Source organism: Nocardioides sp. (assembly GCF_024509035.1).
Classification (GTDB): Bacteria; Actinomycetota; Actinomycetes; order Propionibacteriales; family Nocardioidaceae; genus Nocardioides.
The window spans coordinates 1-13,701 of sequence record NZ_JANINT010000016.1 but is presented as its reverse complement, the minus strand read 5'-3'; the positions used below and the strand labels follow the sequence as shown (position 1 = coordinate 13,701).

Genomic DNA, 13,701 nt, shown 5'->3' with positions numbered 1-13,701 from the left:
CGCCTCAGGGCGTGGCCCGGCACGCTCCGGCTCACCGGGCGGGGCACCGGCACCGGTCGCCGGCGCGCGTGGCCGGCGAGGACGCCGCGGATGCCGCGGCGCCGGTCCCGCCCGCCGGCGTACCACGCGTCGAGCGCGTCGGCGCAGGCCACCATGGCGTCGAACAGCTCGTGCGGGTCCTCGGGAACCTCGTCCGGGGCGCAGCCGAGGTGCTCGGCGACCAGCGTCCGCAGCAACACCCGCGGGAAGGAGTCCGACGGCGCCGGCTCGTCGAGGTCGCCGCGCTCGTCGAGGACCGCGCACGCGATCTCGCTGTCGTGGGTCCAGGAGCGCCGGTTGAGGTTGTCCGACCCGACGCTGGCCCAGCGGTGGTCGATGATGCAGGTCTTGGAGTGGACGTAGACCGGCAGCCCGCTGTCGTTGGTGAGCCCGAAGAACGCCACCCGGTCGCCGCCCGCCTCGAGGATCGTCCGCATCGCCAGCGACCGGCCGTAGAGCTGCGGCACCTCGGCCACGGCGCCCTCGCGGTCGGGCACCATCGGCACCACGACGACCAGCCGGAGGTCGGGGTTGGCCCGCAGGGCGCCGGCGAAGTGCTCACCGACCTCCTCGGACCAGAGGTACTGGTCCTCGACGTACACCAGCCGCTCGGCGTTCGCGATCGCCTTGATGTTGCCCAGCATCACCGAGCGCTCGCCGTCGGGCGCGAAGTCGTAGGACTTGGGGTAGATCACCGGGAAGGTCCGGATGATCTGGACCGTCTCGTGGCCCTCCGGCCGCGCAGGTGGTGGCGGCGCCTGCTCGGCCAGCGGCTCGGGCGAGAGGTCCTCGCGGTGGAAGAGGCTCGAGAGCACCCGGCCCGGGTTGAGCGTCAGCGGCGTGCTGTCCTCCCACCGTTCACGGAACGTCGTCTCGACGTCGTGCACGGCCGGTCCCTGGATCGCCACCTGGACGTCGTGCCACGGGGGCGTCGGCCCGTAGGCGCGCGCCATCTCGACGGTCTGCCGGTCGCCCTCGTGCCGGGCGTCGTCCCGTCGGCCGTTGCACAGATCGATGCCGCCGACGTACGCGATGTCGCGCTCGGGGTCGTCCGCGTGGCGGATCACCACGAGCTTCTGGTGGTGCGACCCGCGGGTGCGGACCCGCATGTCGCGCAGGCACTGTCCGCCCGCGTCGCCGATGTCCTCGCCGAGCTGGCGGTGCCGGTGGGCGCTGAAGCCCAGCCGGTGCCAGTGGGAGCGCCACAGCAGGCCGCGGACGTCGACGCCGCGGCGTACGGCGTCGATCAGCGTGTTGTTGAGCGTCGCCCGCGGATCGTCGGTCAGCTGCTGGTCGGGGTCGCCCTGCCAGTCGGCGAAGTAGAGCCGGTCGCCCGGCCCCAGGGCACAGATCCGCTCGTGCAGCTCGGCGAAGTAGTCCCGCCCGTGCACCAGCGCCCGGACCGTGTTGCCACTGCTCCACGCCGTGCCGTCGCCGCGCACGGCATCGATCGCCGTGTGCGGGTTCTCCCTCTCCTCGCTGGTCAGCAACCAGTCCCTCACTCCCACGGCGCTGATTGTGCTCCTGGGGGCGCGCGGCAAACATCTGCGGTCGGCCGCGTTTACGAAGTGCGCCGGTTGTGAACTATCGGGGCATGGGAGGGGTGCAGTCCCGGCCGCGCCGTCTGGCGCGCGCCGTCGCGTACGCCGTCGTGGTGGCGGTGCCCCTCGGCGTGCTCGCGTACCTGGTGCGGTCCAACTTCGGTCCGCTCATCGACCTCGACCAGGACGCCATCGTCGCGGCCACGGACGTCACGCGTTCCCACGCCGGCCTCCGCTCGGTCGCCGAGGCGTGGGAGCTGATCAGCCAGCCGTGGGTGATGTACGCCGTGGTGGGGCTGCCGCTGTGCCTGCTCGCGTGGCTGCGCTGGAACCTGCGCACCCGCGCGATGTGGGCCGTGGCGACGATGGCGACCGGGTGGCTGGTGGCCGTCGGCCTCAAGCTCGCGGTGCAGCGCGCGCGGCCGGTGATCGAGGAGCCGTTCACCACGCACGCCGGCTACTCGTTCCCCTCGGGGCACGCGACCAACAACGCGATCGTCGTCACGGTCGTCCTCCTGCTGCTGCGCCCGGTCCTGGGCGACATGGCCCGTCGCGTCCTGCTCGGGGTGGGCGTGGCCTGGGTCCTCATCACGTGCGCCGACCGGCTGTTCATGGGCGCGCACTTCCTCTCCGACGTGACGGCCGGCGTGCTGCTCGGCTGCGGGCTCACCGTCGCGTCGTACGCCGGCTACCTGGGCTGGAGCCCGCCGGCCACCCCGACGACGAAGGAGTCCGACGATGACGTTCCTCACCAGGTGGGATGACGCGAGCTCGCGCCCGACCGTGAGCGAGGCCGGCCGCGACCTCGCCGTGCGGGTCGTCGCGCCGATGACCGCATGGTGGCTGGTCGTGATGGCCATCGGATGGGCGATCACGGACGGTCCGCTCAAGCAGCTCGGCCACCGCGAGGAGCGCTTCAACAAGTGGCTCGCCTCGGGCCGCACCTCCGTGCTCGACACGATCACGCTGGTCTTCTCCTGGACCGGCGCGACGGTCAGCATCATCGGCGTCTGCCTCGTGGTCGTCGCGGTGGTGTGGTGGCGCACCCGCCGCTGGTGGTTCGCGGTGGTGCCGCTGATCGCGATCTCCGCCCAGGCTCTGGTGTTCTTCTTCACCACGCTGCTCATCGACCGGGAGCGGCCGCACGTCGAGAAGCTGGACGACTCGCCGCCCACGTCGAGCTTCCCCAGCGGGCACACCGGAGCGGCCACCGGGCTCTACTTCACGCTCGCCCTGATGGCGCTGAGGATCAAGCACCCGGGCCTGCGCGGCCTCGTCGTCACGGTCTGCCTCCTCGTCCCGCTCCTGGTGGCCTCGGCGCGGCTCTACCGCGGGATGCACCACCTCAGCGACGTGATCGTCGCCATCGTCAACGGGCTCATCGCGGGCCTGCTCGCCTGGGGCTGGCTGCGGGCCGAGAACGCCGGCCCCGGCTCACCCGCGAGGGCGGCCGAGGCCGGCGAGCAGAGGCAGTCTCAGACCCGGGCGTAGCGTGCCCGGGCGAACGAGTACACGCCGTACGCCGCCAGGCCCAGCGCGATGCCGAGCAGGATCACGGTGCCGGCCGGCAGGTCGCGCAGCGAGCGCAGGCCACCGTCGAGACCGGTGGCCTTGCCGACCTGCTGGCGCACCGCGGCGATGATGAACAAGATGCTCACGGCGACCAGCGCGATGCCCTTGCCGATGTAGCCGACCCGGCCAGCGACGACGGCGCCCCGACCGGGGTGCTCCTGGAGGTCCTGCAGGAAGCGCTTCTTCCACCCCTTGTAGACGTGGTAGGCGGCGATGCCGAGGATGGCGACGCCGACGGCTCCGACCAGCAGGCGGCCCGCGGGCGCCTCCATCAGGGTCTTGGTGAAGTCCTTGGTCTGCTTGTTGCTCGAGGTGTGGCCGCCGAGCGCGAAGGTGAACGCGGTCCAGGCGAGCGCTGCGTAGGCGACCGCCTTGCCGGCCGCCTTGGCCTTGTCGAACGCCTCGCGCGCGGTGGCGATCTCGGTGATCTGCCAGAGCGCGAGCAGCGTGAACCCGATCGCGAGTACCCAGAGCAGGAACTGGCCGAACGACTGATGCGCGAGCGTCCCCAGGGCGCCCGACTGGCTGGCCTGCTTGCCGCCGGCCTCACCGAGCGCGACCTGGGCGGTCACCCAGGCGAGCGCGAGGTGGAGCACCCCGCTCGCGGCGTACCCGAGCCGTGCGCCCCACTCGACGACCGGGTGGTCGCCCGCGCGGCGAGCCGCACCCTTGGCGACGGTCGTCGCCCCTCCGACATGCTGTGACATGGTCCCTCCTCAGTGGTTCCCCCTGGAGGGATTACCCGTCTGGGAACGCCGGTATACCTGGGCCCGTATCGGGGAACGATGGGCTCGTGGAGGAGAGGGAGCGCGAGAGCGCAGGAGAGATCAGCGCAGGGGAGATCAGCGCAGGGGAGATCGTCGTCGTGGTGAACCCGACGAAGGTCGACCCCGACGAGGTACGGGACGTGCTGGCCGAGGTCGCTCGTGAGGTGGGCGTGCCCGAGCCGCGGCTGGTCCAGACCACCGAGGACGACCCGGGCTTCGGGCAGACCCGTGACGCGCTGGCCGCCGGTGCCCGGGTGGTGTGTGCGCTCGGGGGGGACGGCACCGTCCGCGCCGTGGCCCAGGAGCTCGTCGGGACCGGCGTGCCGATCGGCCTGCTGCCGGGCGGCACCGGCAACCTGCTGGCCCGCAACGTCGGCGGCCGGGTCGACCCGCTGGAGGACGCGGCCCGGGTCGCCTTCACCGGCCACGACCGGCGCATCGACGTCGGCTGGCTGGTCGTCGACCCCCGCCCCGACCAGCTCGAGGGCGTCCCCGAGGCGGCGCCGAACGTGCACTGCTTCACGGTGATGGCCGGTGTCGGCTTCGACGCCCAGATGATGGCCGACGCCCCCGAGGGCGTGAAGGGCAAGGTCGGCTGGGCGGCGTACGTCGCGAGCGGGGGCAAGCACCTGACGGACCCGCCGTTCGCGCTCGACCTGACCGTGGACGGTGCGGACGCGCCCGGTCGCAAGGCCCGCACGGTCGTGGTCGGCAACTGCGGCGAGCTCACCGGCGGGATGCGACTGCTGCCCGATGCCCTCTTCGACGACGGGCAGCTCGACGTCGCGACCGTGAGCCCGGAGAGCCTGACCCAGTGGGTGGGCGTCGCCGCGCGGGTGCTGGCCAACCGCGCCGACGGGCCCGCGCTGGAGCGGGTCACCGGCCGCGACGTCACGGTGCGCGTCGACCCGCCTCAGCTGTGCGAGGTCGACGGTGACGTGCTCACCGAGGCCTCGACGCTGCGTTTCGTCCTGCAGCCGGACGCGCTGGTCGTGCGGGTCGACGAGGACGGTTTGCCCGGCTGACCGGCCCGACTCGACGTCGGGCGGGTCAGGTGCCGAGGAACGCGCGGACCCGCTCGTGGTAGCCCGGCGGCTCGAGCAGGAACGAGTCGTGGCCGTACGGCGAGGGGATCTCGGCGAAGTCGACCGGCACGCCGAGGCGCTCGAGCTCTGCGACCAGCCGCTGTGACTGCGGGGTGGCGAAGCGCCAGTCGCTGTCGAAGGAGGTGACCTGGAAGCGGGTGATCGCCGCGCGCAGCGCCTCGTCGGTGCCCGGGTCGCCGAACGGGTCGAAGTAGTCCAGCAGCCGGGTGAGGTAGAGGTAGGACAGCGCGTCGAAGCGGTCGAGGAACGTCAGCCCCTGGTGCTGCAGGTAGTGCTCGACCTCGTAGTCGGGCTCCATCGTCCAGGCGTCGCCGCGCGAGCTGCGCGCTCGCCCGAACTTCGACTCCAGCGACTGGGCGGAGACGTAGGTGATGTGGGCCATCATCCGGGCGACCTTCTGGCCGCGCCACGGGAAGACGCCCTGCTCGGCGTACCGGCCGCCGACGAAGTCGGGGTCGTTCATGATCGCCTCGCGCGCGACGGCCGAGAACGCGATGTTCTCGGCCGTCAGCCGCGAGGACGCGGCCACCAGCACGGCACGCTCGATCGCGGCGGGGTCGTCGATCGCCCACTGCAGCACCTGCATGCCGCCGAGCGACCCGCCGACCCCGGCGTACAGCCGCTCGACGCCGAGGTGGCGCAGCAGCCGCCGGTGCACGGCGACCAGGTCGGTCATGTGCAGCAGCGGGAAGTCCATGCCGTAGATGCGGCCGGTGGCGGGGTCGGTGGACAGCGGACCGGTCGTGCCGGAGCAGCCGCCGAGGATGTTCGGCGAGATCACGAAGAACCGGTCGGTGTCGACCGGGCGGCCGGGGCCGATCATGTTGTCCCACCAACCGCGCTTCTTCGCGCCGAGGTGCAGGCCGGCGGCGTTCGCCGTCCCCGTCAGCGCATGGCAGACGAAGACGGCGTTGTCGCGGTCGGGGGACAGCTCGCCGTAGGTCTCGTACGCGACCTCGACGTGGTCGAGCCGTCCGCCGCCGCGCAGCCGCAGCGGGTCGTCCTCGTCGGCGAGGACGACCCGCTGCGTCTCGACGTAGCCGAGGGTGCCGGTCACGTGGCTCCGCTCACTTGGCTCCGCTCACTTGGCTCTGCTCACTTGCTGGCGGCCAGTGCCTGCTCCAGGTCGGCGATGATGTCCTCGACGTTCTCGATACCGATCGAGAGGCGCACCATGTCCTCGGGCACGCCCGCTGCCTCGAGCTCCTCGGGCGTGAGCTGGCTGTGCGTGGTGGTGGCGTTGTGGATCGCCAGGGACTTCGCGTCGCCGATGTTGGCCAGGTGGCTGAACAGCTGCAGCGCCTCGATGAACGCCTTGCCGCCCTCGCGTCCCGCCTTCACGCCGAAGCTGACCAGGCCGCCGTACCCCTTGCCGGTGAACGTGCGGTCGGCGACCTCCTTGTAGGGGCTGTCCGGCAGGCCGGGGTAGCTCACCCACGACACGGCGTCGTGCCCCTGGAGGTACTCCGCGACCGCCAGCGCGTTCGCGCTGTGCCGCTCCATGCGCAGGTGCAGGGTCTCCAGGCCCTGGAGGAACAGCCACGAGTTGAGCGGCGCGACGGCGGCACCGGTGTTGCGCAGCAGCACCGTGCGGGCCCGGATGATGTACGCCGCCGGGCCGGCCGCCTCGGTCCACACCGCGCCGTGGTAGGCCGGGTCGGGCTTGGTGAGGCCCGGGAACCGCTCGGAGTGCGCGGCCCAGTCGAAGCGGCCGGAGTCGACGATCACGCCGCCGATCGAGGTGCCGTGGCCGCCGATGTACTTGGTCGCGGCGTGCACGACGACGTCGGCGCCCTGGTCGAGCGCGCGGACGAGGTAGGGCGTCGGCGCGGTGTTGTCGATGATCAGCGGCAGGCCCTGCGCGTGGGCGGCCTCGGCCCAGGCGGGGATGTCGACGACGTTGATCTTGGGGTTGCCGACGGTCTCGCCGAAGACCAGCTTGGTCTTCTCGTCGACGTGCTGGGGCAGCGTGTGGGCGAACAGGGCGTAGGTGCCGCCGTACAGCGTGGAGAGCGCGACGATGTTGTCGCCGGCGTAGGTCAGGTTGAGCACGGCGTACGTCGTGGCCGCCGAGCCGCTCGCGGTGGCGAGCGCGCCGACGCCGCCCTCGAGCTGGGTGATCCGCTCCTCGAAGACCGACTGCGTCGGGTTCATGATCCGCGTGTAGATGTTGCCGGGCTCGGCCAGCGCGAACAGGTTCGCGGCGTGCTCGGTGTCGTTGAAGACGTACGACGTGGTCTGGTAGATCGGCACCGCCCGCGCGTTGGTGGCGGGGTCGGCCTCTTCCTGACCGGCGTGCACGGCGAGGGTCTCGGGGCGGTAGGTCATGGTCTCTCCTCGGATGGCGGTCATCGCAGCCTAAAGTGCAGTGGATGCATCGACTATGAGCGTCCAGCATGTGAGCGACCGTCTCAGATCATGGACCCTGGACCGGGTGGTTAATGATCGCTAACCTTGCGTGGGTGAGCCACATGAAGGAGCTGGTGGACGAGCTGCGCGAGCGGCTCGCGGTGGCGCGCCTCGGGGGCAGCGAGAGCGCACGGCGCAAGCACACCGACCGCGGCAAGCTGTTGGTCCGCGACCGGGTCGACCGGCTGCTCGACCCTGGGAGCCCGTTCCTCGAGCTCAGCGCGCTCGCCGCCGACGGCATGTACGGCGGCGGGGTCCCGTCCGCCGGCGTCGTCACCGGCATCGGGCGGGTCGCCGGCCGCGAGGTCGTCGTGGTCGCCAACGACGCCACGGTCAAGGGCGGCACGTACTACCCGATGACCGTCAAGAAGCACCTGCGCGCGCAGACGGTCGCCAGCGACAACCACCTGCCCTGCGTCTACCTCGTCGACTCCGGCGGCGCGTTCCTCCCCCTGCAGGACGAGGTGTTCCCCGACCGCGAGCACTTCGGCCGGATCTTCTTCAACCAGGCCAACCTCTCCGCGCGCGGGATCCCGCAGATCGCGTCGGTGATGGGCTCGTGCACCGCCGGCGGCGCCTACGTCCCGGCGATGTCCGACGAGACCGTGATCGTGCGCAACCAGGGCACGATCTTCCTCGGGGGCCCGCCGCTGGTGAAGGCCGCGACCGGCGAGGTCGTCACCGCCGAGGAGCTCGGGGGCGGCGACGTGCACGCCCGCACCTCCGGCGTCGTGGACCACCTCGCCGAGGACGACGCCCACGCCCTGGCGATCGTGCGCTCGATCGTCGACACGCTGCCCGCACCGGCCCCGGCCCCGTGGGACGTCCGGCCGGTCGAGGAGCCGCACGAGGACCCCGCGAGCGTCTACGACGTCGTGCCCGCGGACACCCGCACGCCGTACGACGTGCGCGAGGTGATCCGCCGGGTGGTCGACGGCAGCCGGTTCCACGAGTTCAAGAAGCTCTACGGCGAGACGCTGGTGACCGGTTTCGCGCACATCTGGGGCCACCCGGTCGGCATCGTGGCCAACAACGGCATCCTGTTCAGCGAGTCGGCGCTCAAGGGCGCGCACTTCATCGAGCTGTGCAACCAGCGCGGCATCCCGCTGGTGTTCCTGCAGAACATCACCGGTTTCATGGTCGGCCGCGAGTACGAGAACGGCGGGATCGCCAAGGACGGCGCCAAGCTCGTGACCGCGGTCGCCTGCTCGGTCGTCCCGAAGTTCACCGTCGTCATCGGCGGCTCGTTCGGCGCCGGCAACTACGGCATGTGCGGGCGCGCCTACGACCCGCGGTTCCTCTGGATGTGGCCCAACGCCCGGATCTCGGTGATGGGCGGTGAGCAGGCGGCGTCGGTGCTGGCGACCGTGCGCGGCTTCGACGACCCGGCCGAGGAGGAGGCGTTCAAGGCCCCGATCCGCGAGCAGTACGAGACCCAGGGCTCGCCGTACTACTCCACCGCGCGGCTGTGGGACGACGGGATCATCGACCCCGCCGACACCCGCCGCGTGCTCGGCATGGGCCTGGCGGCTGCCGCCAACGCCCCCGTCCCCGCGCCGTCCTACGGCGTCTTCAGGATGTGATCTCACCCCACGACGTTCTTCGCTCCCCCGCTCCGCTCCTCCGCGAACAACGCCGCGGGGACCCCGACACCTCGGAGTAATCAGTCCTATGAAGAATTCCTTGGCTCCCGTGCTGGAGTCCGTGCTCGTCGCCAACCGCGGCGAGATCGCGCTGCGGGTCATGCGCACCTGTCGCGAGCACGGGGTGCGCACGATCGCGATCTACACCGACCTCGACATCGACGCCCCGCACGTCCGCGCCGCCGACGACGCCGTACGTGTCACCAGCTACCTCGACATCGAGTCGGTCGTGGCCGCCGCGGTCGCCACGGGAGCCGCCGCCGTGCACCCCGGCTACGGGTTCCTCTCCGAGCGCTCGGAGTTCGTCCGCGCCGTCGAGGCGGCGGGGATCGTCTTCGTCGGGCCGCCGGCTGACGTGATGGACGCGATGGGTCGCAAGGACGCTGCCCGCGAGATCGCGGTCGCGGCGGGTGTGCCCGTCGTGCCGCGCGGCGAGGACGCGGGCTTCCCGGTCCTGGTCAAGGCCGCGGCCGGCGGCGGCGGCAAGGGCATGCGCGTGGTGCGCGAGGAGGCCGAGCTCGACGAGGCCAAGGCCGCGGCGGCCCGCGAGGCGCTCAGCGCCTTCGGCGACGACACCTTGCTGATCGAGAAGTACGTCGAGCGCGGCCGCCACATCGAGGTGCAGATCATGGCCGACGCCCACGGCACCGTGGTGCACCTCGACGAGCGCGACTGCTCCACCCAGCGTCGCCACCAGAAGGTGATCGAGGAGGCGCCCGCGCCGACGATCACCCCCGCGGTGCGCGAGCTCGTCACGTCCAGCGCGGTCGCGCTCGCCCGCCAGGTCGGCTACCGCAACGCCGGCACCGTGGAGTTCCTGGTCGACGACGACACGGGCGAGGCGTACTTCCTGGAGATGAACACCCGGCTCCAGGTCGAGCACCCGGTCACCGAGCTCATCCACCACGGCATCGACCTGGTCCTCCACCAGCTGCTCGTCGCGCTGGGGCACCCCCTCGAGATCGAGCAATCCAGCGTGCGGCCCTCCGGCCACGCGATCGAGGCGCGGGTCTACGCCGAGGACTCCTTCGGCGGCTTCCTTCCCCAGGCGGGGCGCACGTCGATCGTGCGCTGGCCGCAGGGCGTGCGCGTGGACCACGCGCTCGAGCCGGAGCAGGTCGTCAGCACGTCGTACGACCCGATGCTCGGCAAGGTCATCGTCCACGGCCCCGACCGCGAGTCGGCGCGGCGCGCGCTCGTCGACGCGCTCGACCGCACGGCGATCCTCGGCCTCACCACCAACGTGGGGTTCCTGCGAGCGCTCGCTGCCAGTGACGAGTTCCGCGACGCGACGATCGACACCGCCTGGCTCGACCGGCACACGGTCCCGGCGCCCGACGACGAGCTGCCGCGGGTGTTCGTGGCCTGGGTCAGCGCGATGATCGCGGCCGGCACCGACGCCGGGCAGCCCTTCCGGTCCGACGGCTGGCGCTCGGGCGCCGACCCGGCGCCGACGATCGTCGAGCTCGACCGGCCGGTCGTCGTCGACCGGCACGCGGGTCGCGTCGACGACCTGCCCGTGCGCCAGGTGTCGGCCGAGGACCACGTGCTGACGCTCGAGATCGACGGCCGCCGGCACTCGGCCGTGGTCAACGTGCAGCCGCACACCGCCGAGGTCGCCTACGAGGGCCAGCGGTTCGTCTTCGACCGCCCCGACGTGTTCGGCGACCACGCGGTCGACGTCGGTGACGGCGCGATCGCCGCGCCGATGCCGGGCACGGTGCTCGACGTCCGCGTCGAGCCCGGCGATCTCGTGACCGCGGGAGAGGTGCTCGGCGTCCTGGAGGCGATGAAGATGGAGCTGAGCCTCAAGGCGCCGTTCGACGGGATCGTGCGCCTGGTCCACGCCACCGCCGGCGACCAGGTGGCGCTGGGCGACCGGCTGTTCCTGGTGGAGACCGCCGACACGACGCAGGAGGACTGATGCGCACTCCCACGGTGATCCCGGCCTCCGGGTTGCCCGACCGGGTGACGATCTACGAGGTCGGGCCGCGCGACGGGCTGCAGAACGAGAAGGCGCTGGTGCCGACCGAGGTCAAGGCCGAGTTCGTCCGCCGGCTGCTCGACGCCGGCCTGCCGATCGTCGAGGCCACCAGCTTCGTGCACCCGAGGTGGGTGCCCCAGCTCGCCGACGCCGCCGAGCTGATGGACCTCCTCGGGCCCGCCGGTCGCGACTGTCCCGTGCTCGTGCCCAACGAGCGCGGCCTCGACCGCGCCCTCGAGCTCGGGGCCCGCCACATCGCGATCTTCGGCTCGGCCACCGAGACCTTCGCACAGAAGAACCTCAACCGCAGCCTCGACGAGCAGTTCGCGATGTTCGAGCCGACCGTGCGCCGCGCCCGCGACGCCGGCCTCGACGTGCGCGCCTACGTCAGCATGTGCTTCGGCGACCCGTGGGAGGGCGCGGTGCCGATCGAGCAGGTCGTCGGCGTCGGCAAGCGGCTCTTCGACCTCGGCGCCAGCCAGCTGAGCATCGGCGACACCATCGGCGTCGGCACCGCCGGCCACGTGACCGCGCTCGTCCGCGCCTTCGACGAGGCCGGCCTCGGCGCCGACCGGCTCGCGATGCACTTCCACGACACCTACGGCCAGGCACTGGCCAACACCTACGCGGCCCTGCACGCCGGCATCACGACGTACGACGCGAGCGCCGGCGGCCTCGGCGGCTGCCCGTACGCCAAGAGCGCGACCGGCAACCTCGCCACCGAGGACCTGGTGTGGATGCTCAACGGCCTCGGCATCGAGACCGGCGTCGACCTCGAGGAGGTGGCCGCCACCAGCGTGTGGATGGCCGGCCACCTCGGCCGCCCCAGCCCCTCGGCCGTCGTCCGGGCGCTCGCCCCCTCCGCCTCCTGACCTCCGACCGGCTGCCGCTGCTGCTGTAACGCCCTGTTACCCGCTCCACCCATCCCTCTGCAGCATGGTGGGAGGAAGGGGTAACACGGCGTTACAGCGCAACCTGGCCCAGCCGCCACCCCCACCCACCCACTCAGGCACAATCAGCCCCATGACCACCGCAGGGAGTCGCGGGCTTCCCCCGCTGCGCTCCGCCAGCCCACGACTCCCCGGGGACCCCGGATGAGCCGCAAGGTCTACCTGCACATCGGTGCACCGAAGACGGGCACGACGTACGTGCAGGACCGGCTCGCGGTCAACGCCCGCACGCTGGCCGCGAACGGGGTGCACTTCCCGTCCGGGTCGCCGCTGGTGAGCCCCGGGCTGTTCCAGTTCCGCGCCGCGCTCGACCTGCTGGGCCAGGACTGGGGCGGGCCGCCCGGACACGCTGAGGGGAGCTGGGAGGCGCTGGTCCGCAGGGCCAAGCGGCGCTCGGGCACCGTCGTCGTCAGCCACGAGATCCTCGCCCCGGCCACGCCCGCCCAGGTGGCCCGGGCGATGCGCGACCTCTCCGGCAGCGAGATCCACGTCGTCTACACCGTCCGCGACCTGGCCCGCCAGCTGCCGGCCGCCTGGCAGGAGAGCATCAAGCAGGGCCGCCGGTGGAGCTACCGCCGGTTCCTGGACCGCTTCGAGAAGGGCCGCAGCTGGTTCTATCGCGCCTTCGACGTGCCGCGGGTGCTCGGCACGTGGGGCGCCGGGCTGCCGCCCGAGCACGTCCACGTCGTGACCGTGCCGCAGACGCAGGTGAAGACCCAGCACGGCGACCAGCTGTGGCTGCGCATGTGCGAGGTGCTCGGCATCGACCCGGAGTGGACCCCGCTGGACAGCGACCGGTCCAACCGCTCGCTGGGCATCGCGGAGACCCAGGTGATCCGCCAGCTCAACCGCCGCATGGACCGTGCGGCGCGCCGCGAGTCGTCCTACGACGCGCTGATCCGCGACATGCTCGCCCAGGGTGAGCTGGTCAAGCGCGAGTCGGCGGCGGTGCGGCTGCCCCCGGAGCGGTACGCCTGGGCCGAGGAGCGCGCCGAGCGCTGGATCGAGTGGATCGAGGGCAGCGGCGTGCACGTGGTCGGCGACGTGGGCGAGCTGCGGCCGGTGCTGCCCGGGCCCGACGACGTGTGGCGCGACCCCGACCAGGTCCGGGCCAAGCGCCAGCTCGCGACCGCCCTCGACGCGCTCGCCGCGATGACCCGCGAGGCCGCGCGCCGCCCCGACCCCGAGCGCCAGCTCACCCACCGGGTGCGCACCCACGCCCAGCGCCTGCGGGAGCGATGAGCAGGCGCGACACCCCCGGTGTCCGACGGGCCTGGGGCTGGGTCGCCCATCTCGAGGCCGGCGGTACGACGCCCTGGCGCGACTGGTCGCAGGAGGGCCGTCCCGGCGGTCGCGTGCTCCCCGGCGCCCAGCAGCTCGAGCTGCTGCGCCGGCTCAACCTCGCCGGCGGGCCGTCGCCCCGGCTCGCCGCCCGGGTCCTCGAGGCGAGCGCACCGGGTCGCGGCCGCCCCGACCTCGAGCTCGAGGGCGCCGTCGACGCGCTCGCCTTCGGCCCGCCACCGGTCGACCCGGCGGCGCTGCCCGACGACGAGCTGCTGCGCGTCGCCGCCGGCCTCATCGCCGAGGACCTCGCGCACGAGGGGCCGCAGGAGGGACCTCCGGAGCGGGCAGCGGTCGCCTGGCCGCTGCGCCGGCGGCGGCACCGCTACCGCCTGGTCGGCGACCCCGA

The 13,701-nt window shown here is 72.5% G+C and carries 12 protein-coding genes; 8 read left to right on the top strand and 4 right to left on the bottom strand.

Annotated elements, in window-relative coordinates; genetic code table 11:
• Positions 1–1,547 (bottom strand): phospholipase D family protein (locus Q0L15_RS01805; protein WP_296601823.1); only part of this gene is annotated, 1,547 nt, incomplete at its 3' end.
• Between the two features lie 86 nt (positions 1,548–1,633).
• Here Q0L15_RS01805 and Q0L15_RS01800 point away from each other — a divergent pair.
• Both Q0L15_RS01800 and Q0L15_RS01795 read left to right on the top strand, forming a co-directional pair.
• Positions 1,634–2,344, top strand: a complete 711-nt coding sequence (locus Q0L15_RS01800) for a phosphatase PAP2 family protein (RefSeq protein ID WP_296601821.1) — start codon at positions 1,634–1,636, stop codon at positions 2,342–2,344.
• Positions 2,319–3,071: a phosphatase PAP2 family protein gene (locus tag Q0L15_RS01795; RefSeq protein ID WP_296601820.1), complete on the top strand. Its 753-nt coding sequence runs from the start codon at positions 2,319–2,321 to the stop codon at positions 3,069–3,071. The genes Q0L15_RS01800 and Q0L15_RS01795 overlap by 26 nt, the downstream gene beginning before the upstream one ends.
• On the opposite strand, the gene Q0L15_RS01790 is transcribed toward Q0L15_RS01795, so the two are convergent.
• A complete protein-coding gene (locus tag Q0L15_RS01790; RefSeq protein ID WP_296601818.1) occupies positions 3,056–3,859 on the bottom strand; it encodes a DUF1206 domain-containing protein in 804 nt (267 codons plus the stop codon). The two genes, Q0L15_RS01795 and Q0L15_RS01790, sit on opposite strands and share 16 nt — an antisense overlap.
• Before the next feature lie 86 nt (positions 3,860–3,945).
• On the opposite strand from Q0L15_RS01790, the gene Q0L15_RS01785 reads away from it, so the two are divergent.
• Positions 3,946–4,944 carry a diacylglycerol kinase family protein gene (locus Q0L15_RS01785; RefSeq protein WP_296601817.1) on the top strand — a complete coding sequence of 333 codons (999 nt, stop codon included), beginning with the start codon at positions 3,946–3,948 and terminating at the stop codon, positions 4,942–4,944.
• 25 nt (positions 4,945–4,969) lie between these two features.
• Here the strand turns inward: Q0L15_RS01785 and Q0L15_RS01780 are convergent, their stop codons facing one another.
• Together Q0L15_RS01780 and Q0L15_RS01775 are read right to left on the bottom strand one after the other, a co-directional pair.
• Complete coding sequence (locus Q0L15_RS01780) at positions 4,970–6,082, bottom strand: homoserine O-acetyltransferase (protein ID WP_296601816.1); 1,113 nt, start codon at positions 6,080–6,082, stop codon at positions 4,970–4,972.
• A gap of 38 nt (positions 6,083–6,120) precedes the next feature.
• A complete protein-coding gene (locus tag Q0L15_RS01775) occupies positions 6,121–7,353 on the bottom strand; it encodes an O-acetylhomoserine aminocarboxypropyltransferase/cysteine synthase family protein (RefSeq protein ID WP_296601814.1) in 1,233 nt (410 codons plus the stop codon).
• A 143-nt stretch (positions 7,354–7,496) separates the two neighbouring features.
• Here Q0L15_RS01775 and Q0L15_RS01770 point away from each other — a divergent pair, with 143 nt between their 5' ends.
• The 5 genes from Q0L15_RS01770 to Q0L15_RS01750 form a co-directional block, all read left to right on the top strand.
• Complete coding sequence (locus tag Q0L15_RS01770; protein ID WP_296601827.1) at positions 7,497–9,017, top strand: carboxyl transferase domain-containing protein; 1,521 nt, start codon at positions 7,497–7,499, stop codon at positions 9,015–9,017.
• 109 nt (positions 9,018–9,126) lie between these two features.
• Positions 9,127–11,001 (top strand): biotin carboxylase N-terminal domain-containing protein, encoded by a 1,875-nt coding sequence (locus Q0L15_RS01765; protein ID WP_296601825.1) that lies wholly within the window; start codon positions 9,127–9,129, stop codon positions 10,999–11,001.
• Positions 11,001–11,933: a hydroxymethylglutaryl-CoA lyase gene (locus Q0L15_RS01760; protein WP_296601812.1), complete on the top strand. Its 933-nt coding sequence runs from the start codon at positions 11,001–11,003 to the stop codon at positions 11,931–11,933. Before Q0L15_RS01765 ends, Q0L15_RS01760 begins: the two co-directional genes overlap by 1 nt.
• Before the next feature lie 222 nt (positions 11,934–12,155).
• Positions 12,156–13,253, top strand: a complete 1,098-nt coding sequence (locus Q0L15_RS01755) for a hypothetical protein (protein WP_296601811.1) — start codon at positions 12,156–12,158, stop codon at positions 13,251–13,253.
• Positions 13,250–13,701: hypothetical protein (locus tag Q0L15_RS01750; RefSeq protein WP_296601810.1), on the top strand; the 452-nt coding region annotated here is incomplete at its 3' end. The genes Q0L15_RS01755 and Q0L15_RS01750, both read left to right, overlap by 4 nt.

Coding starts and splice junctions, on each gene's coding strand:
- Q0L15_RS01795 (WP_296601820.1), top strand. CDS start 2,319: ATGACGTTCCTCACCAGGTGGGATGACGCGAGCTCGCGCCCGACCGTG.
- Q0L15_RS01770 (WP_296601827.1), top strand. CDS start 7,497: ATGAAGGAGCTGGTGGACGAGCTGCGCGAGCGGCTCGCGGTGGCGCGC.
- Q0L15_RS01800 (WP_296601821.1), top strand. CDS start 1,634: ATGGGAGGGGTGCAGTCCCGGCCGCGCCGTCTGGCGCGCGCCGTCGCG.
- Q0L15_RS01775 (WP_296601814.1), bottom strand. CDS start 7,353: ATGACCTACCGCCCCGAGACCCTCGCCGTGCACGCCGGTCAGGAAGAG.
- Q0L15_RS01790 (WP_296601818.1), bottom strand. CDS start 3,859: ATGTCACAGCATGTCGGAGGGGCGACGACCGTCGCCAAGGGTGCGGCT.
- Q0L15_RS01755 (WP_296601811.1), top strand. CDS start 12,156: ATGAGCCGCAAGGTCTACCTGCACATCGGTGCACCGAAGACGGGCACG.
- Q0L15_RS01760 (WP_296601812.1), top strand. CDS start 11,001: ATGCGCACTCCCACGGTGATCCCGGCCTCCGGGTTGCCCGACCGGGTG.